Origin of the sequence: Streptomyces griseoviridis (assembly GCF_005222485.1) — a bacterium.
Classification (GTDB): Bacteria; Actinomycetota; Actinomycetes; order Streptomycetales; family Streptomycetaceae; genus Streptomyces; species Streptomyces hintoniae.
In genome coordinates, this window is sequence record NZ_CP029078.1 from 5,467,310 (window position 1) to 5,489,804 (window position 22,495).

At 72.2% G+C, this 22,495-nt stretch carries 23 protein-coding genes; 11 read left to right on the plus strand and 12 right to left on the minus strand.

What is annotated here, in order from left to right; all coding sequences use genetic code 11:
* Nucleotides 1–62: 62 nt before the first annotated feature.
* The 3 genes from DDJ31_RS23675 to DDJ31_RS23685 all read left to right on the plus strand — a co-directional run bounded on the left by DDJ31_RS23675 (nucleotide 63) and on the right by DDJ31_RS23685 (nucleotide 3,635).
* Entirely contained in the window at nucleotides 63–302 is a 240-nt protein-coding gene (locus DDJ31_RS23675; protein ID WP_127178367.1) for an SCO4848 family membrane protein, read from the plus strand.
* Between the two features lie 71 nt (nucleotides 303–373).
* Entirely contained in the window at nucleotides 374–1,663 is a 1,290-nt protein-coding gene (locus tag DDJ31_RS23680) for a metallophosphoesterase (RefSeq protein ID WP_127178366.1), read from the plus strand.
* A gap of 415 nt (nucleotides 1,664–2,078) precedes the next feature.
* Entirely contained in the window at nucleotides 2,079–3,635 is a 1,557-nt protein-coding gene (locus DDJ31_RS23685; RefSeq protein WP_127178365.1) for an ABC transporter substrate-binding protein, read from the plus strand.
* Nucleotides 3,636–3,654: 19 nt separating this feature from the next.
* Here the strand turns inward: DDJ31_RS23685 and DDJ31_RS23690 are convergent, their stop codons facing one another.
* Entirely contained in the window at nucleotides 3,655–5,115 is a 1,461-nt protein-coding gene (locus DDJ31_RS23690; RefSeq protein ID WP_240678100.1) for a sensor histidine kinase, read from the minus strand.
* Nucleotides 5,112–5,801: a response regulator transcription factor gene (locus tag DDJ31_RS23695; protein ID WP_127178364.1), complete on the minus strand. Its 690-nt coding sequence runs from the start codon at nucleotides 5,799–5,801 to the stop codon at nucleotides 5,112–5,114. The genes DDJ31_RS23690 and DDJ31_RS23695 overlap by 4 nt, the downstream gene beginning before the upstream one ends.
* 205 nt (nucleotides 5,802–6,006) lie before the next feature.
* Between DDJ31_RS23695 and DDJ31_RS23700 the strand changes: the two genes are divergently transcribed.
* On the plus strand, nucleotides 6,007–8,397 hold the full coding sequence (locus tag DDJ31_RS23700; RefSeq protein ID WP_127182631.1) for an MMPL family transporter: 2,391 nt from the start codon (nucleotides 6,007–6,009) through the stop codon (nucleotides 8,395–8,397).
* On the opposite strand, the gene DDJ31_RS23705 is transcribed toward DDJ31_RS23700, so the two are convergent.
* From DDJ31_RS23705 to DDJ31_RS23720, 4 genes are all read right to left on the minus strand, one after another.
* Nucleotides 8,394–9,128 (minus strand): TetR/AcrR family transcriptional regulator, encoded by a 735-nt coding sequence (locus DDJ31_RS23705; protein WP_127178363.1) that lies wholly within the window; start codon nucleotides 9,126–9,128, stop codon nucleotides 8,394–8,396. The two genes, DDJ31_RS23700 and DDJ31_RS23705, sit on opposite strands and share 4 nt — an antisense overlap.
* 9 nt (nucleotides 9,129–9,137) lie before the next feature.
* On the minus strand, nucleotides 9,138–9,653 hold the full coding sequence (locus DDJ31_RS23710) for a thiol-disulfide oxidoreductase DCC family protein (RefSeq protein ID WP_127178362.1): 516 nt from the start codon (nucleotides 9,651–9,653) through the stop codon (nucleotides 9,138–9,140).
* A complete protein-coding gene (locus DDJ31_RS23715; RefSeq protein ID WP_127178361.1) occupies nucleotides 9,650–10,057 on the minus strand; it encodes a hypothetical protein in 408 nt (135 codons plus the stop codon). The genes DDJ31_RS23710 and DDJ31_RS23715 overlap by 4 nt, the downstream gene beginning before the upstream one ends.
* Before the next feature lie 93 nt (nucleotides 10,058–10,150).
* On the minus strand, nucleotides 10,151–10,561 hold the full coding sequence (locus tag DDJ31_RS23720; RefSeq protein ID WP_127178360.1) for a VOC family protein: 411 nt from the start codon (nucleotides 10,559–10,561) through the stop codon (nucleotides 10,151–10,153).
* A gap of 185 nt (nucleotides 10,562–10,746) precedes the next feature.
* Between DDJ31_RS23720 and DDJ31_RS23725 the strand changes: the two genes are divergently transcribed.
* The 3 genes from DDJ31_RS23725 to DDJ31_RS23735 all read left to right on the plus strand — a co-directional run bounded on the left by DDJ31_RS23725 (nucleotide 10,747) and on the right by DDJ31_RS23735 (nucleotide 12,109).
* On the plus strand, nucleotides 10,747–11,217 hold the full coding sequence (locus DDJ31_RS23725) for a TM2 domain-containing protein (protein ID WP_171480891.1): 471 nt from the start codon (nucleotides 10,747–10,749) through the stop codon (nucleotides 11,215–11,217).
* Nucleotides 11,210–11,614, plus strand: coding sequence for a DUF2752 domain-containing protein (locus DDJ31_RS23730; RefSeq protein ID WP_127178358.1), 405 nt, complete (start codon nucleotides 11,210–11,212; stop codon nucleotides 11,612–11,614). The genes DDJ31_RS23725 and DDJ31_RS23730 overlap by 8 nt, the downstream gene beginning before the upstream one ends.
* Nucleotides 11,615–11,845: 231 nt before the next feature.
* Nucleotides 11,846–12,109, plus strand: coding sequence for a TM2 domain-containing protein (locus tag DDJ31_RS23735; RefSeq protein ID WP_127178357.1), 264 nt, complete (start codon nucleotides 11,846–11,848; stop codon nucleotides 12,107–12,109).
* A gap of 71 nt (nucleotides 12,110–12,180) precedes the next feature.
* On the opposite strand, the gene DDJ31_RS23740 is transcribed toward DDJ31_RS23735, so the two are convergent.
* From DDJ31_RS23740 to DDJ31_RS23760, 5 genes are all read right to left on the minus strand, one after another.
* Nucleotides 12,181–12,960 carry a succinate dehydrogenase iron-sulfur subunit gene (locus DDJ31_RS23740; RefSeq protein ID WP_127178356.1) on the minus strand — a complete coding sequence of 260 codons (780 nt, stop codon included), beginning with the start codon at nucleotides 12,958–12,960 and terminating at the stop codon, nucleotides 12,181–12,183.
* Entirely contained in the window at nucleotides 12,960–14,714 is a 1,755-nt protein-coding gene (sdhA, locus tag DDJ31_RS23745) for a succinate dehydrogenase flavoprotein subunit (RefSeq protein ID WP_127178355.1), read from the minus strand. Before sdhA ends, DDJ31_RS23740 begins: the two co-directional genes overlap by 1 nt.
* A gap of 19 nt (nucleotides 14,715–14,733) precedes the next feature.
* The gene (locus tag DDJ31_RS23750) at nucleotides 14,734–15,216 is read right to left on the minus strand and encodes a succinate dehydrogenase hydrophobic membrane anchor subunit (RefSeq protein WP_127178354.1); all 483 of its coding nucleotides are present in this window, start codon (nucleotides 15,214–15,216) and stop codon (nucleotides 14,734–14,736) included.
* 5 nt (nucleotides 15,217–15,221) lie between these two features.
* The gene (sdhC, locus tag DDJ31_RS23755) at nucleotides 15,222–15,602 is read right to left on the minus strand and encodes a succinate dehydrogenase, cytochrome b556 subunit (RefSeq protein ID WP_127178353.1); all 381 of its coding nucleotides are present in this window, start codon (nucleotides 15,600–15,602) and stop codon (nucleotides 15,222–15,224) included.
* Between the two features lie 190 nt (nucleotides 15,603–15,792).
* Nucleotides 15,793–16,356 (minus strand): 2-oxo-4-hydroxy-4-carboxy-5-ureidoimidazoline decarboxylase, encoded by a 564-nt coding sequence (locus DDJ31_RS23760; RefSeq protein ID WP_127178352.1) that lies wholly within the window; start codon nucleotides 16,354–16,356, stop codon nucleotides 15,793–15,795.
* 242 nt (nucleotides 16,357–16,598) lie between these two features.
* Between DDJ31_RS23760 and DDJ31_RS23765 the strand changes: the two genes are divergently transcribed.
* From DDJ31_RS23765 to DDJ31_RS23780, 4 genes are all read left to right on the plus strand, one after another.
* Nucleotides 16,599–18,248, plus strand: a complete 1,650-nt coding sequence (locus tag DDJ31_RS23765; protein WP_127178351.1) for a beta-N-acetylhexosaminidase — start codon at nucleotides 16,599–16,601, stop codon at nucleotides 18,246–18,248.
* 74 nt (nucleotides 18,249–18,322) lie between these two features.
* The gene (locus DDJ31_RS23770; RefSeq protein WP_127178350.1) at nucleotides 18,323–18,838 is read left to right on the plus strand and encodes a hypothetical protein; all 516 of its coding nucleotides are present in this window, start codon (nucleotides 18,323–18,325) and stop codon (nucleotides 18,836–18,838) included.
* An 87-nt stretch (nucleotides 18,839–18,925) separates the two neighbouring features.
* On the plus strand, nucleotides 18,926–19,540 hold the full coding sequence (locus DDJ31_RS23775; RefSeq protein ID WP_127178349.1) for a hypothetical protein: 615 nt from the start codon (nucleotides 18,926–18,928) through the stop codon (nucleotides 19,538–19,540).
* A gap of 160 nt (nucleotides 19,541–19,700) precedes the next feature.
* A complete protein-coding gene (locus tag DDJ31_RS23780) occupies nucleotides 19,701–20,114 on the plus strand; it encodes a hypothetical protein (RefSeq protein ID WP_127178348.1) in 414 nt (137 codons plus the stop codon).
* A gap of 87 nt (nucleotides 20,115–20,201) precedes the next feature.
* Here the strand turns inward: DDJ31_RS23780 and DDJ31_RS23785 are convergent, their stop codons facing one another.
* Nucleotides 20,202–22,442, minus strand: coding sequence for a peptidoglycan recognition protein family protein (locus tag DDJ31_RS23785; RefSeq protein ID WP_127178347.1), 2,241 nt, complete (start codon nucleotides 22,440–22,442; stop codon nucleotides 20,202–20,204).
* Nucleotides 22,443–22,495: the final 53 nt, after the last annotated feature.

A 22,495-nucleotide genomic window follows, 5' to 3' on the forward strand; every position in this document is an offset into this window, starting at 1 on the left:
AAGTCCCGTCGGCGGTCCCACCCCGGCCGTCGAGCCGCCGCGGCGGCGGCGATACTGGACGTATGAAGCTCAGCCGCCCGGTCTCCTGGTTCCTGCTCGCCTTCGGGGTGTGGAGCTGGGTCATCTGGGTCACTTTCGTCAAAAACCTGATCAAGGACGGCAGCGGGCTCGCCTTCGAGGACGGTCACCCGACGGCGTACTTCTGGGTGCATCTGACGCTCGCCGTCGTCTCCTTCGTACTGGGGACGGTCGTCGGCGGCATCGGGTTGCGCGGAGTGCGCGCACTGCGCCGCATGTCATAGCCCGACCCGGCCGCAGGCCCGGCGGGTTCACGCCACATCCGACTACGTCCGACAACGGGGGGCACGGCACCGTGGTCATCGTCTTCGTCCTGCTCGCGCTCGCCGTCCTGGTGGGCGGCAACTGGTACGTCTGGAGACGCCTGTTCCGCGACACCACCCGGGCGCCGGGCGCGGTGCGCAGGGCGGGCGCGGCGGTCGTCGTGGGCGGCTGGGCCCTGGCGGTCGGCGCCCTGGTCGCCGAGCGCGCGGGGGCGCCGTTCTGGCTCCAGCGCACCCTCGGCTGGCCGGGCTTCCTCTGGCTTGCCCTCTGCGTGTACCTGCTGCTCGCCGTCCTCGCGGGCGAGGCGGTACGGCCCCTGCTGACCCGCCTGCCCGCCCGCCGCCGGCCGACGGCGGACGCCGTGACGGCGACGGCCTCCCAGGTATCCCCGGCCGACGGGAAGGCGGGCGCCGACAGGAGCACCGTCACCGTAGGACCGGACCGCCCCGCCACCGACCCGGCCACCGACCCCGACCCCGCCCCCACGCCCGCCCCCGCCGATGTCTCCCGCCGTCTCTTCGTCTCCCGGGTCGTCGCCGGGGCGGCGGGCGCGGTGGCCGTCGGGACCGTCGGGTACGGGACGTACGGGGTGCTGCGCGGGCCCCGGATCAAGCGGGTCACCGTGCCGCTCGCGAAGCTTCCGCGCGCCGCGCACGGCTACCGGATCGCCGTCGTCAGCGACATCCACCTGGGGCCGGTCCTGGGGCGCGGGTTCACCCAGGGGATCGTCGACACGATCAACGCGGCCCAGCCCGACCTCGTCGCGGTCGTCGGCGACCTCGTCGACGGCAGTGTGCGCGACCTCGGGCCCGCGGCGGCGCCGCTCGCCGGGCTCGACGCGCCCAGCTACTTCGTCACCGGCAACCACGAGTACTTCTCCGGTGCCGCGCAGTGGGTCGAGGAGGTGCGGCGGCTGGGGCTCGTGCCGCTGGAGAACGCGCGCACCGAGCTGCCGTGGTTCGACCTGGCGGGCGTCAACGACATCGCGGGCGAGAGCGAGGGCCAGGGGCCCGACTTCGCCAAGGCGCTCGGCGACCGCGACCCGGCCCGCGCCTGTGTGCTCCTCGCCCACCAGCCGGTCCAGATCCACCAGGCCGTCGACCACGGCGTGGACCTCCAGCTCTCCGGACACACCCACGGCGGCCAGCTCTGGCCGGGCAACCTCATCGCGGCGGCGGCCAATCCGACCGTCGCGGGACTCGACCGCTACGGCGACACCCAGCTCTACGTCAGCCGGGGCGCGGGCGCCTGGGGGCCGCCGACCCGGGTCGGCGCGCCGTCGGACATCACCATGATCCAGCTCGCCTCCACGCACGCCTGACGCCCCTCCGGGACCCCGCGCGCCGGCTCGCGGTGCGAGCTGGCCGAAACACAGCGGACATACGTGGTCGGTAAGTGTTTTCTCATCTGCCGGTTACCTCTTCCGCCGACCTAAACCCATGTGGTTATGTGAGCCTCGCCACTGGGCCTGTCGTTTGGATCAGGCGGCGCCGAGGTGCGGTGCCTTGTCGGCCGACCCGAGCGGGTCAGGACGCGTGCAGCTGCAAGGCGGAGGAGGGCGTCGACGCGGAGCGTCGGCAACCGACGACAACGCCTGGGGGTCCCCCTGCTCGCAGAGCTCGGGGGAGTGCGTGGCCTGGGCCGCGACTCGCCGCATGATCCAAACGACAGGCCCCAGGGGAGTGGCTGGTGGGGTGGGCCTTTGAGGCCCCTGTGGGCCCGGGGAGGGCATACCGATGCGTTCGGTGCGCACGCGGATCATCGCGACGCTTGTGGTACTCGCGGCTGCCGGAGTGGGCGGCTGGCAACTGCTGCCCCGGCAGCAGGACACGGAGAAGAGGATCACGGTCGGCACGACCGACGCGGTCACCGCGCTCGACCCGGCGGGCGCCTACGACGCCGGCTCCTGGGCGCTGTACAGCAACGTCTTCCAGTCACTGCTGACGTTCGAACCGGGAGCCGCCCAGCCGGTCCCCGACGCGGCCCGCGACTGCGCCTTCGACGGCACCGACCTGAAGACGTACAGCTGCACCCTGCGGGCGGGGCTCACCTTCCCGAGCGGGCGTGCGATGACCGCCGAGGACGTCAAGTTCTCCTTCGACCGGGTCCGCGCGATCAACGCCGACGTCGGCCCTTCGTCCCTGCTGAGCACCCTCAAGTCGGTGTCGGCGGACGGCCTGAAGGTCACCTTCCGGCTGTCGTCGCCCGACGCCACCTTCCCGTTCAAGGTGGCCACCGGCGCGGGATCGATCGTCGACCGGGAGAAGTACCCGAGGAACGCCCTGCGCACCGGCACCTCCGTCGACGGCACGGGACCGTACGCCCTCACCTCGTACAGCAAGGGCCAGAAGGCCGTCCTCACGCCCAACAGCCGCTACAAGGGCGACCTCAAGGACACCGGGCGGCCCGTCGAGCTGCGTTACTACGCCGACGCGAAGGCCCTGCGCCGCGCCTGGGAGGACAAGGCGATCGACGTCGCCACCCGCCAGCTGCCGCCCACGACGCTCTCCAAGCTGTCCGCGAGCGACCCCGACCAGCGGGTCTCGGAGTCCGACAGCTCCGAGACCCGCAACCTCTACCTCAACACCCGCGCCTCCTCGCCCCTGCACGACACCCGGATCAGGCAGGCCATCGCCTGGCTGATCAACCGCGAGCAACTGGCCGCGACCGTCTACGAAGGCACCGTCGACCCGCTCTACTCGCTCATCCCGACCGGCATCACCGGCCACACCACGTCCTTCTTCGACGCCTACCCCAGGCAGGACGTGGACAAGGCGCGGTCGCTGCTCGACCAGGCCGGGGTGAGCACGCCCGTCGCGTTCACCTACGGCTACGCGCAGGGGCGCGGCGCCGCGGGGCCCGAGGCCGAGGACATCAAGAAGCAGCTGGAGGCGACCGGCCTCTTCAAGGTGACGGTCAAGGGCTACGAGTGGACCGACTTCCAGAAGCGGTGGTCGGGCGGCAAGCTCGACGCGTACGCCGTCGGCTGGGTCGCCGACTACCCCGACCCCGACACCTTCGGCGGCCCCCTGGTCGGCACCGGATCGACCATGAACACCGGCTACAGCGACAAGGGCGTCGACCGGCTGGTGCGCTCCAGCCAGCAGTACGCCGACCGCGGCGACGCCACCGCCGACTTCCGCACCCTCCAGGCGGACATCGCCCGTGACGTGCCGGTCATCCCGCTCTGGCAGGGCAAGGAGTACGTGCTCAGCAGCGAGGCGGTCGGCGGCGGCCAGTACCTGTCCGACGGCACCGGCATCTTCCGGCTCTGGTCGCTCGACTGGATCTGACCCGGACGCCGCCCGGCGCTCACGACCGGGCGGCCGCCTGCGCCGGCAGCGTGACCGTCACCGCGAGCCCCTCGCCGGGCGCCGTGCGGACGGTCACCTCGCCGCCGTGCGCGTGCACCACCCCCTGCACGATCGCCAGGCCCAGGCCGCTGCCCGCGCCGCCGCCGGCCCGGAAGAACCGGTCGAAGACCCGGGCCGCGTCCTCCTCGGCGAGTCCCGGGCCGTCGTCCTCGACCCGGATGTGCACCAGGCCGTCCGCCCGGTCGAGCCCGAGCCGCACCGGCACGTCGGCGGCCGTGTGGGTGCGCACGTTGCCCGTCAGGTTGCCGAGCACCTTGCGCAGCCCCGACTCGTCGGCGCGCACCAGCAGCGAGCCGTCGGCGCCGACCGTCACCGGCCGGCCGGGCTGCTGCACCCGCAGGTCCTCCGCCGCGTCCCGCACCAGCCGGCTCAGGTCGACCGTGCGGAACCGCAGTTCGGGCTGCTGGTCGAGGCGGGCCAGGGTGAGCAGCTCGTCCACCAGGTGCCCCATCCGGTCGGTCTCCGCCAGCACCCGCCCCCAGGCCCGCTCGCGCTGCGCCGGATCGGTCAGCATGCCCCGCTCGTACAGCTGGAGGTAGCCGCGTATCGCGGACAGCGGGGTGCGCAGCTCGTGCGAGGCGTCCGCGACGAACCGGCGCAGCTGGGCCGCGCTGCGCTCCCGGGTGCGGTACGCCGACTCGACCTGGTGCAGCATCGCGTTCAGCGACAGCCGCAACTGCTCGACCTCACGCGTCGGATGGTGGCTGGAGGGCACCCGCCGGGTCAGGTCGCCCTCCGCGATGGCCGACGACGTCTCCACCATCGCCTCCAGCGGCACCATGCGCAGCCGCACGCTGAACAGCGTCAGGCACGCCAGCACGGCGAGCAGCAGGGTGCCGACGGCCAGGTCGAGCTTGAGCGCCTTGGCCATGCCCGCGTGCAGCGCCTCGGTCGAGGTCGCCATCAGCACGTAGCTGCCGTCGGCCAGGGCCACCGCGGTGACCCGGTAGGCGGCGTCCTCGACCCGCACGTCACCGGGGTCGGCGGCGCGGGCGAGCGCCCCGCTGTCGGGGACCGCGTGCGCCAGCGCGGTCTGCGCCTCGGTCGGCCGCACCCCGAAGAGGCCGATGGCCCGGCCCTCGTCGTCGACGGCGGCGAAGATCGAGTCGGGGGCGGGGCGTTCGCGGGTGGGGCCGCCGTCCGACGCGATCCGGTCGCGGATGAACCCGAGGGCGCTGAGCGAGTCGATCTGCCGCACGGTCAGCCGCGAACCGGCCAGCGAGTCACGCAACTTGACCAGCTCGGTGTCGACCTGCCCGAGCAGGTAGTAGCGCATCCCCATCAGGCTGACGGCGGTGGTCGCGACGATGCCGAGGGCGAGCAACGCCACGTTGGCCAGGGTCAGTTTGACCCGCAGCGAGTGGATGCCGCCACCGCAGCCGGGGATCGCGAACCTCACGCCAGCCCGTATCCGACACCGCGCCTGGTGGTGATCAACGGCGGCCCCAGGGCGTCCAGTTTGCGCCGCAGATAGCTGATGTAGGTCTCCACGACGGTCGATTCGGGCGGGGTGTGCTCGTACTGCCAGACATGGCGCAGGAGTTGGTCCTTGGGCACGACCCGGCCGCCGTTGCGCACCAGGAACCGCAGCAGCGCGTACTCGGTGGGGGTCAGCTCCACCGAGCGGCCCGCGCGGTGCGCCGAGTACGTCGTCTCGTCCAGCTCCAGGTCGCCGTAGCGCAGCGGCGGCCGCTCGGGCAGCACGTCCGCGGTGCGGGTGCGGCGCAGCACGGCGGTGACCCGGGCGACCACCTCGTCGATGTTGAACGGCTTGGTGATGTAGTCGTCGCCGAAGCCGAGGGCGCCGACGATCTCCGCGGGCGAGTCCCGGGCGGTGACGAAGACCAGCGCCAACTCCGGCTGACGGGAGCGCAGTTCACGGCCGAGGGCGCGGCCGTCACCGTCCGGGAGCATCACGTCGAGCAGCGCCGCGTCGGGCCGGGTGCGCTCGGCTAGCGCGCGGGCCTCACGGACGGTGCCCGCGGTCATCACCTCGAAGCGGTGGTAGCGCAGGGCGATGGTGAGGACGTCCGCGATGCTCGGCTCGTCCTCCACCACCAGCACGGTGCCTGGAGCCGTCGTCATGCCCCCAGTATCGGCCGGGCCGCGCGCGGCCGGGACCGCTCCGCCTTTGGAGTTCCTTGAGAGTCATGGGCTCCCGGTGTCGCCGGGCGCCGCGCGCTGCCGATCCTGGGCGCGGGACCCGGGGGACGACCGAGGACGACGAAGGGGTGCGCGCGTGACGGCATGGGCACGATGGTGCTACCGGCATCGGCTGGTGGTCCTGTTGATGTGGGTGGGGGCGCTCTGCGGGCTCGGGGTGTCCGCCTCGGCCGCGGGCACGGAGTACGCGAACGTCTTCTCGCTGCCCGACACGGACTCCAAGCGCGCCTACGACCTGCTGGCGAAGGCGTTCCCCGACACCTCGGGGGACAGCGACACGGTGGTCTGGAAGGTCGACGACGGCTCGGTCGGCGACCGGGCGGTCCGCGACCGCGTCGAGCCCGCCCTCGACCGGATCGCGCGGATGCCGGGCGTCGGCGCGGTCGCCAGCCCCTACGCCGGGGACCGCGGCGCCGCCCAGATCAGCCGGGACGGCACCATCGCCTACGCGCAGGTGACCTTCACCCAGCGTGCCGACGAGATCCCCAAGCGGCTGGTCCAGGACGTCGTCGACACCGCGAGGGACGCCCGACGCGACGGCCTCGACGTCGAGTTGGGCGGCCAGGCGATCCAGCGCGTGCAGGAACCGCCCAGCGGGCTCGCCGAGATCGTCGGCCTGGCCGCGGCGGCCGTCGTGCTGTTCCTGGCGTTCGGCTCGCTCTTCGCGATGCTGCTGCCGATCGCGGTCGCGGTCTTCGGCGTCGGCACCGGCCTGTTCACCACCCAACTCCTCAGCCACAGCACCGACATCCCCGACCTCGCGCCGCTGCTCGCCTCGCTGATCGGCCTCGGCGTCGGCATCGACTACGCCCTGTTCATCGTCACCCGGCACCGGCGCGGCCTGCTGCGCGGCCTCGACCCCGAGGAGTCGGCGGTCGTCGCCCTCAACACCTCGGGCCGGGCCGTGCTGTTCGCGGGCGGCACGGTCTGCATCGCGCTCGCCGGGATGCTGGTGACCGGCCTGCGGTTCCTGGACGGCGTGGTCATCGCCACCTCGCTGACCGTCGTGCTGAGCGTCCTGGCCGCCACCACCCTGCTGCCCGCGCTGCTCGGCTTCCTCGGCCCGCGGGTGCTCAGCCGCGCCCAGCGCGGGACCCTGGCCGAGCGGGGACCGCGGGCGGAGCCGGAGCGGGCGGGCGGCCTCGCGGCCCGCTGGTCGCTGGGCGTGCAGAGGCGTCCGCGCCGGACCGCGCTGCTCGCGGCGGTCGCCATGGCCGTCCTCGCGCTGCCGGTGCTCTCGCTGCGGCTCGGCGCCACCGACCAGGGCAACGACGACGCGTCGACGACCACCAGGAAGGCGTACGATCTGCTCGCCGAGGGCTTCGGGCCCGGCTTCAACGGGCCGCTCCAGGTGGTCAGTTCGGGCGGCGACAGCGCCGCGCTCGTCAAGGGCGTCGAGGCGACGGCGGGGGTGGCCAGGGTGACCGTGCTGCCGCCGGCCGGCGGGGTCACCCTGATCCAGGTCGTGCCGACCACGTCACCGCAGTCGGAGCGGACGGACCAGCTGATCGACACCCTGCGCGACCGGGTCATCCCGGCGGCCGGGGCGGACGCGCACGTCGGCGGGGTGACGGCGGTCTCCAAGGACTTCGCGACGGTCACGGGGGACCGGTTGCCGCTGTTCGTCCTCACCATCATCGGCCTCGGCTTCCTGCTGCTGCTGATCGCCTTCAGGTCCCTGGTGGTGCCGCTGACGGCGGCCGTGATGAACCTGCTCGCCGCCGCGGCCTCGTTCGGGGTGCTCGTCGCGGTCTTCCAGTGGGGGTGGGGGCTCGACCTGCTGGGGCTCGGCAGGGAGGGCCCGATCAACGCCTTCCTGCCGGTCATCATGTTGTCGCTGCTGTTCGGGCTCTCCATGGACTACCAGGTCTTCCTGGTCAGCCGGATGCACGAGGAGTGGGCGCACACCCGGGACAACGCGCGCGCCGTGCGGGTGGGGCTCGCCGAGACCAGCCGGGTCATCAACTCCGCCGCCCTCATCATGGTCTGCGTGTTCCTGGCGTTCGTCCTCAGCGGCGACGGCAGCGCCGCCACGGCGGGCGTCGGGCTCGCGGCGGCGGTCGCGCTCGACGCGTTCATCCTGCGCACCGCGCTGGTGCCGGCCGTGATGCATCTGCTCGGCGCCGCCAACTGGTGGCTGCCCGGCCGGCTGGACAGGTGGCTGCCGCACCTCGCCGTGGAGCCGGCCGAGAAGCCCGAACCCGCCCCCGCGCCCACCGAGGCGACCCCGGCCGACGGGCCCGCCTCGGTGGTGCACGGCTTCGTCCGCACCGACGAGGGCGACCCGGTCGAGGGCGCGTCGGTCACCCTGCTGTCGCGGGGCGGACGCCCACTGGACCGGGTGACCTCGCTGGCCGACGGCTCGTACATCGTGTCGGTGCCAGGACCGGGCGCCTACCTGCTGGCGGTCACCTCGGCCGCCCACGGCTCCCGCGCCCGGCACGTGGTGGTGACGGACGGCCCCCTGGTCCAGGACGTGGAACTGACCGGCGACGAGGTGGACTCGGCCAGGCCCTAACCGGCCTTCCCGCCGGGGGCCGGCATCATCCTCGTCATCCCCGGCAGGAAGTCCGTGAACAGCTCGTGGACATCGAGGACGAGCGGGCGCAGCACCCGGAACCGGGCCAGTGACACCCCGCGCGCGGTGAGCCGGGCGCCGCGCTCGGCCAGCCGGTAGCTGCGCTCGCGGCCCTCGGTGCGGTCGAAGACCCAGTACAGGACCAGGCCCATCTGGGACAGCCACATCAACTCCGGCAGTACCTCCCGCAGTTCCGGTGCCACCTTGGTCTTCGCGCCGCGCAGCACCTCCTGGTGGACGGCGATGGCCGCCACCCGCGCGTGCTCCGACTCCGGGGAGAACGGGCTGAGCGGGCTGTCCGGGTCGGCGGCGTTCTTGAAGAACTGCACGGCGAACTCGTGGTACGGCTGCGCGATGTCCAGCCACACCTTCAGCACCCCCGCGAGCCGCGCCTGCAGGTCCGTCTCCCTGGCCAGCACCTCACGGACCGCCTCCTGGTGCTCGGCGGCGATCCGGTCGTAGAAGCCCTGGATGAGGTGTTCCTTGCCGGCGAAGTAGTAGTAGGCGTTGCCGACCGACACCCCGGCCTCCTGGGCGATGGCCCGCATGGTCGTCTTGTCGTACCCGCGCTCCTGGAAGAGGCGCATCGCGGTCTCCAGGATCAGCGCGCGGGTCTGCTCGGACTTGCTGGGGGACCCGGCCCCGTCGGGGCCGTCGTTCTTCGCGGACACGGGAGGAGCCTAACGAGTGGCGCAGGCGTCGCCGACGCAGGCGGGCGGTGTGAAGGTCCAGCCGATGTCGGGGTGGTAGGTCCAGCCGTCCGGCTGCCGGTAGGTCCGCCCGTCCGAGTGCGGGCCCCGCCGCCGGCTCTCGCGCCACCGGGCGGCGGCCAGCACGGCGCCCCTGGCGAAGGGGGCGCCGGCCGGGGTGGCGAGCCGGTATGCCAGCGGACGCTGCGCCCGCAGCGCCCACAGGACGACGATCCAGGCGGCCGTCGACCGGTAGACCTGCCCGGAGTCGGCGACCACGGTGACCTCGTCGAGGGTGGCCCGGTGGTCGAGGCCCGGGTAGCGCCTTCGGGCCTCCGCCGAGGCGGCGGGCAGCAGTTCGAGCGGCACCAGTTGGGGCTGGCGCACCAGCCAGTCGCGGAGGAAGGCGCAGAGTCCGCAGTCGGCGTCGTAGAGCACGGTGAGTCCACGGACCGGGACCCGCGCGGCGGCGGTGTCCCGGCTCCCGGTCGCCGGCACGGCTGTCACACCGCGGTCGTCGGCGCGACCCAGCCCTGCGGCGGGACGGGCGGCTGCTGCTCCCGCTCCATCACCCCGCGGCGCCGGATGCGGCTGAGGACGTACACGTTGCCGAGGTGCATCGCGCCGAGCACGAGGAGCACCACTCCCAGCTTGGTCGACAGCGCCTCGAAGACGCCACGGGCGCTGCCGATGGAGTCGTCGCCGGTCAGGTAGAGGGCGACGAAACCGAGGTTGACCAGGTAGAAGCCGACCACCAGCAGGTGGTTGACGGCGTCGGCGAGCTTCTCGTCGCCGTGCAGCACGTCGGAGAGGAAGACCCGTCCGTTGCGGCTGAGCGTGCGGGCCACCCAGATCGTCAGACCGATGCTGACGAACAGGTAGATGACGTAGGCGATGACCGTCAGGTCCATGCCCCCACCCTTCTTGAACACGTTCAAAAAGCTGACGGGGATGACTCTAGACCTGTTTTTGAACGTGTTCAACCGTTCGGGGGGCGTTCCGCGTCACGGCCGCCGGCCGAGCTCCGGCCGCTTCGTGTAGTCGGTGAACCCGATGACGTTCCCCCACGGGTCGGCGATCTCGACGGTCCAGCCGGTGGCCACCGGGAAGGGCTCGTCGAGCAGCCCGACCCCGGCCGCCCGCAGCGCCCGCGCCGCCTCGCGCGCGTCGCTCACCTCGATCCACACCCGCGCCGACGGCCACGGCGGCGGCCGGTGCCCGAACGCCTCCTCCACCCGCAGCAGCAGCCCCGGCGTCTCGCCGCCGACCGTCAGCACCGCGATCCCCGCCTCGTCGAGCCTGAACCCCACGGAGAACCCGGCGCGCTCGTAGAAGCCGACGGCCGCGCCGAGGTCGCCGACGGGCAGCAGGACGTTGTCGAAACCGAGCAGTTCGTACGACTGGTCATCTGACATGCGGTCAGATTAAGTGCCGTACCCGGATGAACGCGGCATTTCCCTGCCCCACTCCGCCGTCGCCGCGCTCAACTTCCCACCGCCGCCGCGCTCCGCCGTCTCGCCGACCCCGCGCTCCGCTTCCCGCCGCCCGGCGGTTTCCTGCAAGATGGTGCGTTCATCGTCCAAATGCACCGGAGAACGCCGTGACCGATCAACCGCCCCAGCAGCCCCCGTCCGGCTACGGCTACCCCGGCCCGCACCCCCAACCCGGCCCGCCGCCGGGCCCCGGTGCCCCCTACGGCTACCCCCAGGGCGGCCAGCCCCAGGGCGGCTACCCGCCCCCCGGATACCCGCCGCCCGGCTACCCCCAGGGCGGCTACCCGCCCCCCGGCGGCTACGTCCCGCCCGGCACCTACACCGGCGACCCCAACGCCCCCTACGGCTACGACCCGTTCGGGCGGCCCTACTCCGACAAGTCGAAGATCGTGGCCGGCATCCTGCAACTGGTCCTCGGCACCCTCGGCGTCGGACGGTTCTACATGGGCAACGTCGGCATCGGCCTGGCCCAGCTGTTCACCTGCGGCGGCTTCGGCGTCTGGGCGCTCATCGACGGCATCCTGCTGCTGACCGGCAATCACCACACCGACTCCGAGGGCCGGATCCTGCGTGGCTGACCTGCCCGCCGCGACCCTGCTGCGGCATCCGGCGGCGGCACCCCTCGCGGTGCTCGCCGCCGGCGCCGCCGGCGCTCTCCACCTCTACCGCACCGACCCGCACCAGCCCGGCGGGCTGCTGCCGCCGTGCCCGTTCCACCTGCTCACCGGCCTGCTCTGCCCGGCCTGCGGCGGCACCCGGATGGTCTACGACCTGATGCACGGCCACCTCGGGCAGGCCTGGCTCGACAACCGGCTGCTGCTGCTCGCCGCGCCCTTCGCGCTGGCCCTGGCGGGCCGCTGGGCGGTGGAGGGGCTGCGCGGCAGACGGTGGCGGCCCGCCCTCGGCCGCCGGGCGCAGGCGGCGATCCTGCTGACGGCGGTGGCCTGGACCATCACGCGCAACCTCGTCGGCTGACGGGCGGAACTCCCCGAACCCGCCCAATCCGCGCGCGGATTGTCCGGATCCGATCACGGAACCGGCACGATCCCATGCTCATGTTTCTTTCACATCTTTACCTTCTTTAGACTCCCGAACCAGGGGGGAACGGCGGCGAGGCTTCGTCGCGCAGGGATCTCCCCTGCGCACACACCGGAGCACCCGTCCTGGGGGCTCCGCGTCCCTTTCACGGCACCAGGAGCAGCATCCATGTCCGTCCCCACCCCGCAGGCCCCCTACGGCGTCGACCCGCAGGGCCGCCCGTACTCCGACAAGTCCAAGATCGTCGCGGGTATCCTCCAGATCTTCCTCGGCACCCTGGGCATCGGCCGCTTCTACGTCGGCTCGGTGGGCGTCGGCATCGCCCAGCTCCTCACCTGCGGCGGCCTCGGCGTCTGGGCCCTGATCGACGGTGTCATGTTCCTGGTCAGCAACGACCGCACGGACAAGCAGGGCAACATCCTGCGCGGCTGACCGCCGCCCCGCCACGCCCGAGGGCCCCGCTTCCAGCAGGAAGCGGGGCCCTCGGGCGTACTGCGGGCGGGTCAGAAGCGGCGCGTGATCAGCGCCCGCTTCACCTCCTGGATCGCCTTGGTGACCTCGATGCCACGCGGGCAGGCGTCCGTGCAGTTGAACGTGGTGCGGCAACGCCACACGCCGTCACGGTCGTTGAGGATCTCCAGGCGCTGCTCTCCGGCGTCGTCGCGCGAGTCGAAGATGAAGCGGTGCGCGTTGACGATCGCGGCCGGCCCGAAGTACTGGCCGTCGTTCCAGAAGACCGGGCAGGACGAGGTGCAGGCGGCGCACAGGATGCACTTCGTCGTGTCGTCGAACCGCTCGCGGTCCTCGGCCGTCTGCAACCGCTCACGCGTCGGCTCGTTGGTGTCCTTCGTGATCAGGAAGGGCATCACGTCCCGGTACGCCTGGAAGAACGGCTCCATGTCGACGACCAGGTCCTTCAGGACCGTCAGACCCTTGATGGGCTCGACCGTGATCGGCTTCTCGGGGTTGATGTCCTTGATCAGCGTCTTGCAGGCGAGCCGGTTCTTGCCGTTGATCCGCATCGCGTCCGAGCCGCAGATGCCGTGGGCGCAGGAACGCCGGAAGGTCAGCGTGCCGTCGACGTCCCACTTGATCTTGTGGAGGCCGTCGAGGACGCGCTCCTTGGGGTCGATCTCCAGCGGGAAGTCTTCCCAGGTCGCCTCCGCCGAGACCTCCGGGTTGAACCGGCGGACGCGGAAGGTGACGGTGATGTAGGGGGAGTCGGCGAAGCCGGGCTCGGGCTGGCCGGCCGCGTCCGCCTTGTCCAGAACAGGGGTAGCCATCAGTACTTACGCTCCATGGGCTGGTAGCGGGTCTGCACGACCGGCTTGTAGTCGAGACGGATGGACTCGGTGCCGTCGTCGCCCACCTCGCGGTACGCCATGGTGTGGCGCATGAAGTTGACGTCGTCGCGGTTCGGGTAGTCCTCGCGGTAGTGGCCGCCGCGGGACTCCTTGCGGGCGAGCGCGGAGACCGCCATGACCTCGGCCAGGTCGAGCAGGTTGCCCAGCTCGACGGCCTCGAGGAGGTCGGTGTTGAACCGCTTGCCCTTGTCCTGGATCGAGACGTTGCGGTAGCGCTCGCGCAGCTCCGCGATCTTCTCGACCGCCGTCTTGATGGTCTGCTCGGTGCGGAACACCATGACGTTGGCGTCCATGGTCTCCTGCAGCTCGCGGCGCAGGACCGCGACCCGCTCGGTGCCGGTGGACTCGCGCAGCCGCTCGATCTGCGCCACGACCAGCTCCGCCGGGTTCTCCGGCAGCTCCACGAACGCGGCGTCCTTGCTGTACTCGGCGGCCGCGATGCCCGCCCGCCGGCCGAACACGTTGATGTCGAGCAGCGAGTTCGTGCCGAGCCGGTTGGCGCCGTGCACGGAGACGCAGGCGACCTCGCCGGCCGCGTACAGGCCGGGCACCACCGTGGTGTTGTCGATCAGGACCTCACCCTCGACGTTCGTCGGGATGCCGCCCATCGCGTAGTGCGCGGTGGGCTGGATCGGGATCGGGTCGGTGTACGGCTCGATGCCCAGGTAGGTGCGCGCGAACTCGGTGATGTCCGGGAGCTTCGCGTCGAGCTGCTCCGGCGGGAGGTGGGTGAGGTCGAGGTAGACGTGGTCGCCCTCGGGACCGCAGCCGCGGCCCTCCCTGATCTCCGTGTAGATGGAGCGGGAGACGACGTCACGGGACGCGAGGTCCTTCATGACCGGCGCGTACTTCTCCATGAAGCGCTCGCCGTCCTTGTTGCGCAGGATGCCGCCCTCACCGCGGGCGCCCTCCGTCAACAGGATGCCCATGCGCCAGATGCCGGTCGGGTGGAACTGGAAGAACTCCATGTCCTCCAGCGGCAGCCCGCGCCGGTACACGGCGGCCTGGCCGTCACCGGTCAGGGTGTGCGCGTTCGACGTCACCTTGAAGAACTTGCCGCAGCCGCCGGACGCGTAGATCACGGCCTTCGCCTGGAAGACGTGGATCTCGCCGGTCGCCAGCTCGTAGGCGACCACACCGGCGGACTTCTTGACGCCGTCGACCTCGGTGATCAGCTGGTCGAGGACGTAGAACTCGTTGAAGAACTCCACGCCCTCCTTGACGCAGTTCTGGTACAGCGTCTGGAGGATCATGTGGCCGGTGCGGTCGGCCGCGTAGCAGGACCGGCGGACCGGGGCCTCACCGTGGTTGCGGCTGTGACCGCCGAAGCGGCGCTGGTCGATGGTGCCGTCCGGGGTGCGGTTGAACGGCAGGCCCATCTTCTCCAGGTCGAGGACGGAGTCGATGGCCTCCTTCGCGAGGATCTCGGCGGCGTCCTGGTCGACCAGGTAGTCACCGCCCTTGATCGTGTCGAAGGTGTGCCACTCCCAGTTGTCCTCCTCCACGTTGGCGAGCGCGGCGGCCATGCCGCCCTGCGCCGCGCCCGTGTGGGAGCGGGTGGGATAGAGCTTGGTGAGCACGGCGGTGCGGCTGCGCTTCGTCGACTCGATGGCCGCGCGCATGCCGGCGCCGCCCGCGCCCACGATGACGGTGTCGTACTTGTGGATCTTCATGATTCTCGCAGCCCCGTGCCTAGCGGATGTTCGGGTCGAAGGTGAAGATCACCAGCGTGCCCAGCAGGATGGTGAACACCGTGGCGGTGTAGAGCAGGCCCTTGAGCCAGAGCCGGGTGTTCGCGCGCTCCGCGTAGTCGTTGATGACCGTGCGCAGGCCGTTGGCGCCGTGCAGCATCGCCAGCCACAGCATGGCCAGGTCCCACATCTGCCAGAACGGGGACGCCCAGCGGCCGGCCACGAAGGCGAAGCCGATCTTGGAGACGCCGCCGTCCAGCACGAGCTGGATCAGCAGGTGGCCCAGGACCAGGACGACCAGCACGACACCGGAGAGCCGCATGAACAGCCAGCCGTACATCTCGAAGTTGCCCCGGGTGGACTTCGGGGACTTCTTGGTGCGCTGGCGGGGGGCCTCGATGAGGGGTGCCGGGTTGTCGGCGGTGTAGACGGGGGCGCCCTCGACGGGGCCCACGCCGGACACGGTGGATTCGGTGGTGGACATCGGCGTCAGCTCCCGAACAGTTCACGAGCGGCGTGGCCGAGGACGGGGTAGATCGCCCCGAGCATCAGCACGACCCAGATGCCCACGACGGACCAGAGCAGCTGCTTCTGGTAGCGCGGGCCCTTCGACCAGAAGTCGACGGCGATGACGCGCAGGCCGTTGAGCGCGTGGAAGAGGATGGCGGCCACCAGGCCGTACTCCAGACACGCGACGATCGGGGTCTTGTACGTGGCTACGACCTTGTCGTAGTCCTCGGGTGAGACACGGACGAGTGCGGTGTCCAGCACGTGAACGAACAGGAAGAAGAAGATGAGGACGCCGGTGACTCGATGAGCCACCCAGGACCACATTCCTTCCCGGCCGCGGTACAGCGTTCCAGCCGGCACGGAAGAACCCTCCGGGAGCGGGGATTGGGGCCTGCCGGCTTCGGTGTCGGACGGGCCCGGCCGGGTACGGTCCACCGGCCCCCAGCATCGTAGCGACGTGTTGTCGGAACGCTTACAGCGGGCCTACCGGTGTGATCAAAGTGGCACGCGGATGGCTTAGAGGGCGCGGCTTCCGTGCCGGTTCGTCCGGTTATGCACCGGGTGTGGCGCGAACGGACGGGTTCGCGCCTTCGAGCAGCTGACGCAGCCGTTGCCTGGCCAGGCCGCGCAGCTCCTCGGCGGCCACCGCGCGCTCCTCCTCCGGATCGTTGGCCAGCCGGGAGCGGATCGCTGTCAGTACGTGGTCAAGTCGCTCGTTCGGGTTAATCGCATCCAGGCAGATGACGAACGCGTGTCCGAAGCGGGCTTCGTAGGCGGCGCGGGCCGCGTCCAGCGCCATGTACGCGGCCTCGTAGGTGTCCGGCGGCAGGGCGGGCAGCGTCTCCGCGGTCAGGGCCAGGGACAGTTCGGCGGGGGTGAGGTCGTAGGCCGCCTCGTCCGCCGCCGCCAGCAGGGCGTCCAGGTCGGGGTAGGGGCGGTGGGCCGCGACGCGCTCCGTCCAGCGGGCGCTGTGCAGGCAGTCGAGGAGCCGGCGGCGGAGGTCGGCCTCGGGCGCGCTGTTGAAGGCGGGCAGGGCCGTCGCGGACAGGGGGGCGCGGGTCTGCTCGGGCAGCGCCGGTATGGCTACTCGGCCAGGGAGGTGTGTGGGCGTCACGTGTGTTTCGGCAGAGGGGGCGGTGTGTGAGATACGCGACCCGCGCCCGGTTACCGAGGCGTGCGGGACGTGCGCGTGCGGGGTGTGGGGCAGGTGCGGCTACAGGTGCGCCGACACGTTATCGAGCAAGGGTGACATGTGTCCGACGGATGCCCGAATTTCACCCGGACGAGAGAGTTTCGGAACGTGTGGTGGACGACCGCGGTCCTGCGGAGCCGTCACCTTGCCTCTAGGTTGGCGCTGTGAGCCAGCACAGGCGCCGGGTCCCGGCGAAGAAGGTGAAGCGCAGGCGAGCCGTCGTCGTGACGGCGTTCGCCGCGACCGTCGCGCTCGGACTCGGAGTCGGGGTCTGGGCCTCCACGGGCGAGGACAGCGCGGCCCGGCCCTCCGGCGGGCGGGCGGCCGTCTCCGCGGACTCGCCCTCGGCGACCCCGAGCGGCACCCGGCCGAGCCCCAGCCGCTCCTACGCCCTCTCCACGGCGCCGAGCACGGTACCCGCCGTACGGACGCACGCCGCGGCCCGCGGCCCCGGCTGGCGCCCGGCGCACGCCGGGCGGGTGGTGGTGAGCGACGCGGAACTCGCCGCCGACGGCAAGCTCATAGCCGGCGAGCTGGGGATGACCTACGCGGGTCAGAAGAACGACGACCGCGCGGGCGACCTCCGGCTGGCGCTCGGCGGCAGCGACGGCGCCGACCCGGAGTCGTACACGATGACCGTGCGCGGCGGCCGGGTGAACATCAGCGCCCCCGCGGCCCCGGGCGTGTTCTACGGCACCCGCACCCTCAAGCAGGAGGTGCACGGCGGCGGCACGGCCCCGGAGGGCGTGGTGCGCGACGGGCCCGCCAAACCGGTGCGCGGCTTCATGCTGGACATAGCCAGGAAGTACTTCACCGCGTCCTGGATCGAGGACCGGGTCCGTGAGCTGGGCGACCTCAAGTACAACGAACTGGGGCTGCACTTCTCCGACGACCAGGGCTTCCGCATCCAGTCCGACACGCACCCCGAGATCGTCTCGAAGGAACACCTCAGCAAGGCCCAGGTCCGGAAGATCATCAAGCTGGCGGAGAGCCGGCACATCACCGTGGTGCCCGAGATCGACTCGCCCGGCCACCTCGGCGCCGTCATCGCCGCCCACCCGGACCTCCAGCTGCGCAACACCAGGGGCGTGGCCACCCGGGGCGCCGTCGACATCTCCAAGCCGGCCGCCGCCCAGATCGTCGACGACCTGCTGAACGAGTTCGCGGGCCTCTTCCCCGGCAAGCAGTGGAACCTCGGCGGCGACGAGTACCAGGCCCTCACGGTCCCCGACCCGGCCGCCTCCTTCCCGCAGCTCGCCGCGGCCGCCCGCAAGGAGTACGGCTCCGGCGGCACCGTCTCCGACCTCGCCACCGGCTGGCTCAACGACCGCGCCGACACGGTCCGCGCCCACGACCGCACCATGCGCGCCTGGAACGACGGATTCCTCAAGGGCACCTCCGTGCAGCCCGCCAAGGACCTCCAGGTCGCCTACTGGACCGGCAAGGAGCTGGGCGCCAGGCAGCCCGTCGAGTATCTGAGCACCGGCCGCGACCTCATCAACTACAACGACGAGTTCCTGTACTACGTCCTCGGCCAGCCCAACACCTTCGTCTACCCGACCGGGCAGCGGATCTACGAACAGTGGACGCCCCGCGTGGTGCGCGGCACGACGGCGGTGCCCGCGAAGTACGACGACCAGATCCTCGGCGGCACCTTCGCCGTCTGGTGCGACCTCGCCAACTCCCAGACCCAGGACCAGGTCGCGGCCGGCATCCGGATGCCGCTGGCGGCGACGTCCCAGAAACTCTGGGACAGCAGGCGGCCCACCCGGTCCTGGCCGCAGTTCAAGGCGCTGGCCGGCCGACTGGGCTGAATCCCTGCGAACAGGCGTACGCCTGTGGTGTATTCGGCCCCAGCCGACACCGACAGGGCACGGGGGAACGGGACATGGGCTACTGGGATTACTTCGTGGTGGGCCGCAGCGGGCGGCCGCTCACCGGGACGGCGGCGCTGACCGGGGCGGACGGCGGCGCGGCGGAGTGGGTGCCGCACGGGACCGCGCCGGACGGCTGGCAGGTCTGGGAGTGCCGGGGCGACGGGGGCGACGTCGGCAGCATGAACGTCCTCGCCCGCGAGACCGGAGCACCCGCCCTCTTCGGCTACGTCATGGACAGCGCCTCGGTGGTGGTGGAGGCGGCGGGACCCAGGAGCGGCGCGTGGACGACGTGCCTGGCGCGGGCCGCGATGGCCGGGTACCTCGGCGCCGAACGCGAGGGCCTCACCGTGGAGGACTACTTCCTCCAGCCGGGCGACGACGCCCGCCGCGCCGTCGAGTGGGCCGCCGAGGCCGGCCGCGAGGTGGCCGAGGAACCCCTCCTCGACGTCCTCACCTCCGACGCCGACCCCCTGGCCGAAAACCTCTTCTTCCGGTTCCTCGACCGACTGGGCGTCGTACCGCTGTGACACTCCCGGGTCACCGCACGCAGTAAGGGGAAACGCGGTGGTGGCACGGGTCGTGGACCCGAGGCCGCCGCGCCCGAGGAGGCCCGGATGAGCCTGGTTCAACTGATCGCCCACGCCGACGAACGGGGGCTCGCCGCCAGCGGGTTGGCCTGTTTGGATCGCTGCGTGCCGCTGCTCGGCGGCGACGACGAGATCCTGCGCCCGCTCTGGTCGACCCTCGCCCACCCCGCCGACGCCGACGCCTGGGCGTCCCGGCTGGCCCGGGTGCGCGGCGCCCTCGCCGGTCCTGGGGAGCCGGGCGAGGGCGAGGCGGCGCTGCTCGCCCGCCGGATGCTGGCCGCCGCGCCGTCCGAGCCGTCGGCGGCGGGCCTGCGGGTGTGGGCCGACGCCTGCTCCCTGGCCGCCCTCCGTATCCACCGGCTCCTCGACCCGGCGGGGGAGGACGCGCCGGAGGAGACGGGAGAGGCGGGGGAGGCGGGTGGTGCGGGCGAGACGGGCGGCGCGGGAGACGCGGAAGTGACGAGCGGTGGCGTGCGGGGCGGGTCGCCGCTCGTCGCCGCCGAACTGCGCCGCCAGACCGTGGTCCTGGAACTCCTCGCCGAGCACGGCACCGGCGGCCTGCGGCGCGCCCACGAGGTGACCACGGAGGGCCGCCGCGTCCTGCGGGCGGTGGTGTCCCGGCGGGCCCGCGGCCGGGGGTGAAGGGGAGGACGTCCGTGCCCTGGGGCGGGTGCGGGCGAAACCCGCTCCCCGGGGGAATCCTGTGTGCGTCGTGCGGGGTCCGTGGGGCGGTCCTGCGCCGGTTCGCGGCAGGGCCGGGAAACCCTGTGACGAAACGCTTCTCCAGAGCGCTCTACCTACTGTGACAGCGCAGACAACGACACCAGAGCAGCAGCACGCCAGGCCCAGCGCGGCCGCCCGCCCGGTGCGGTGGGCGGCCGACGTGGTGGCGACGATGCGGGAGGGGGCGCGGGTGCGCCTCGACTACTCGGCGCAGAGCCTGTGGCAGGTCGACCGGATCATCGACGACCTGCGCCGCGAGAACACGCCGTACGCCGCCGTGGAGGGGGTGCTGCGCGGATTCGGGGCGTACGCGGGTGAGGTGATCGCCCGGCAGGGCGGCGCCGAGTGGTGGGCGAGCGGCGGCGACCACTGGATCAGGACCCCGGACGGCCGGCTGTGGGACCCGATCGAGGAAGCCCGCCACCGTTTCGCCGGGGAGGGCTCCCTGCGCCTGCTGTGCCGGGACGCGACCGAGCGGCCACCGCGGGGATAGGGCCGGGGAGACGGGTCCCCCGGCCCTATCCCCGCGGTGCGGAGACGGGGGTCTCCCCCCCCGGCCGGGTCCCGTCACCGAGGTGGGTCACTTCACGTAGACGAGCCCGTCCGTCGTCACCGTCGGACGGCCGCCGGTGCCCGACACCACGATCTTCACGGTGTGCTTGGCACTGCCCGACCAGGTCTTCGTCCAGATCGCCTGCCGGTACCGCGTGGTCGACGACTTGAGGTCGACGGTCGTCACCTTCTTGCCGTCCACGTACACGTCGGCCTTCCCGGACTCGGCCGCGCGGGACACCACCCAGGACGCCGAGCGCCCGGTGAACGTCCAGGTCAGGCTCGCGTTCTTGGTGCCGCTCGCGTACGACTTGCCGCCCAGGTAGCTGCTGGACGAACGGGTGCTCCAGGTACCGGACTTGACCGCCGAGGTCTCCTGGAGGATCACCGGCGTGAAGGACGGCGACGCGGTGCGGGTGTTGCCCGCGGCGTCGGTGGCCCGCATCGACCAGACGCCCGCCGAGCCGGACTTGGCGGTGCGTGCGGACGACGTCACGGTCGGCCCGAAGGCCGCGGTCGTCGGGGAGAGCAGCTCCACCGACTTCAGCGCCTGGGCGTCGGCGGCCTTCCAGCCGAGGACGACGGGGACGGCGGCGGTCTCGACGGTGCCGGTGCGCAGGGCGATTGTCGGCGCGGTCGGGAAGGTGGGCGCGGTGGTGTCCGTGGCCACCTTCACGGCGGCCGTGGTCACCGTCAGCCCCGACTGGTGCACCGCGCGCACGGCGACGGTGTGGCTGCCCGCGCCGGGCGTGACGGTCGCCGAGGTCGCCGAACCGGCCGCGGTGGCCGCCGACTTGCCGTCGACCAGCACCTCGTACTTCTTGATCAGCGCGGCCGGTGTGGTGGCCGACCAGCGGGGTGTGACCGCGCCCTTGGTCCAGTACGTCGAACCGGACAGGGCCGCGCCCGAGAGCGAGGCGAGCTTGAGGCCCATCACCGGACCGGCCGCCAGGGTGCGGATGGCCGGCAGCTGGGCGTAGAGGGAGCCGCCTGGGCACTCGGTGTTGAAGCCGTCGCGGTGGGCGGAGATCCGCTCGAAGGGATAGCTCTGACCGGTGGTGAAGGACCGGCCGGTGAAGTTCTTCTGGGTCGCGCCCGCGGTCAGTTGGACGGTGCCGGTCGGCTCGGCGCCGTACTGGCCGAGCTTCCAGGCGGCGATCCGGGCGATCGAGGCGAGCGCGGCGTCGGACGCGGGCGTCGCGGTGTGCTCGCCGAGGACGGCGACGCCCGTCGAGTCACGGTTCCAGCCGTAGGTGTGGGCGCCGAGCACCGGCAGCCCGGTGCCGCCCTTGCGGCCCTCGAAGATCGTGCCGCACTTGTCGACGAGGAAGTTGTAGCCGATGTCCTTCCAGCCGTTGACCAGCACGTGGTACGCGTGGACGCCGCGCACCAGGGACGCGGAGTCGGCGCAGGCGTAGGTGTTGCTGCCGGTCGAGTGGTGCACGAACACGGCCTTCACACCGGTGTTGTACTCCGGCTCCTCCGGGCTGATCGACTCGTCGGCGCCCCAGTCGGCGCGGGCGGTGACCGGCGGCGCGGGGACGGTCGACGCGGGCGGGGTGGGCGTCGAAGCGGAGGGGCTCGGCGTCGAGGTGCCGGGGTCGGAAGGGCCGGGGTCGTCGGGAGTCGGCGCGCCGGTGTCGGGGTCGGACGGGGTCGGGTCGGGGGAGGGTGTCTCGTCCGCGGCGAACGCGGCCGGCCGGGGCGCGGCGGTCGCCCGGGTCTCCGCGGCCGTCGCGATGCCCGGGTCGACCAGGTCGACCCGCAGCCCCGTCGGCAGCCCCGCGCTGGTGGTGCCGTCCTCGTGGACGACCTGGACCTGGACGCCGTCGGACGGCCCCACCCACAGCGGCTCGGACGCGCCGCGTGCCTCGGCGCCCGCCGCCGGGTCGCGCAGCGGGTCCGCGTCGGCCTCCAGGTCACGCCAGGCCGACCAGGTGCCGGTCGCGGCGGCCCGGGTGCGCACCTGCGCCGTCCCGTTGAGCTGCTTGGTGGCGCCGGTCCAGGAGACGCCCAGCATCGAGAAGGTCCCGGTCTCGGTGCGCGGCAGCTCACGGCGGCCGGCCCCGTCCGCCTTCAGCGCGAAGTCGTACACCTTCACCGGCCGCTTGGCCCGGGTCTCGGCACCGGGCGTGGCGGGCTGGCCCGCGGCGGCGTAGGTCGCCAGGCCACCCCCGCCGATGACCACCGCCCCCAAGGTCAGCCACGCGCGCCGCTTCAGGCTCAGCGGCCTGTACGCGCGGGAGGTTCTGGGCGGACGAGGTCTCATCACGTGTTCCCCCAAGAGAGGCCGAGAAGGCCACAGAAGCCAAAGGAAATTCA

Coding starts and splice junctions, on each gene's coding strand:
- DDJ31_RS23675 (WP_127178367.1), top strand. CDS start 63: ATGAAGCTCAGCCGCCCGGTCTCCTGGTTCCTGCTCGCCTTCGGGGTG.
- DDJ31_RS23685 (WP_127178365.1), top strand. CDS start 2,079: ATGCGTTCGGTGCGCACGCGGATCATCGCGACGCTTGTGGTACTCGCG.
- DDJ31_RS23695 (WP_127178364.1), bottom strand. CDS start 5,801: ATGACGACGGCTCCAGGCACCGTGCTGGTGGTGGAGGACGAGCCGAGC.
- DDJ31_RS23700 (WP_127182631.1), top strand. CDS start 6,007: ATGTGGGTGGGGGCGCTCTGCGGGCTCGGGGTGTCCGCCTCGGCCGCG.
- DDJ31_RS23715 (WP_127178361.1), bottom strand. CDS start 10,057: ATGGACCTGACGGTCATCGCCTACGTCATCTACCTGTTCGTCAGCATC.
- DDJ31_RS23720 (WP_127178360.1), bottom strand. CDS start 10,561: ATGTCAGATGACCAGTCGTACGAACTGCTCGGTTTCGACAACGTCCTG.
- DDJ31_RS23735 (WP_127178357.1), top strand. CDS start 11,846: ATGTCCGTCCCCACCCCGCAGGCCCCCTACGGCGTCGACCCGCAGGGC.
- DDJ31_RS23740 (WP_127178356.1), bottom strand. CDS start 12,960: ATGGCTACCCCTGTTCTGGACAAGGCGGACGCGGCCGGCCAGCCCGAG.
- sdhA (WP_127178355.1), bottom strand. CDS start 14,714: ATGAAGATCCACAAGTACGACACCGTCATCGTGGGCGCGGGCGGCGCC.
- DDJ31_RS23750 (WP_127178354.1), bottom strand. CDS start 15,216: ATGTCCACCACCGAATCCACCGTGTCCGGCGTGGGCCCCGTCGAGGGC.
- DDJ31_RS23770 (WP_127178350.1), top strand. CDS start 18,323: ATGGGCTACTGGGATTACTTCGTGGTGGGCCGCAGCGGGCGGCCGCTC.
- DDJ31_RS23775 (WP_127178349.1), top strand. CDS start 18,926: ATGAGCCTGGTTCAACTGATCGCCCACGCCGACGAACGGGGGCTCGCC.
- DDJ31_RS23785 (WP_127178347.1), bottom strand. CDS start 22,442: ATGAGACCTCGTCCGCCCAGAACCTCCCGCGCGTACAGGCCGCTGAGC.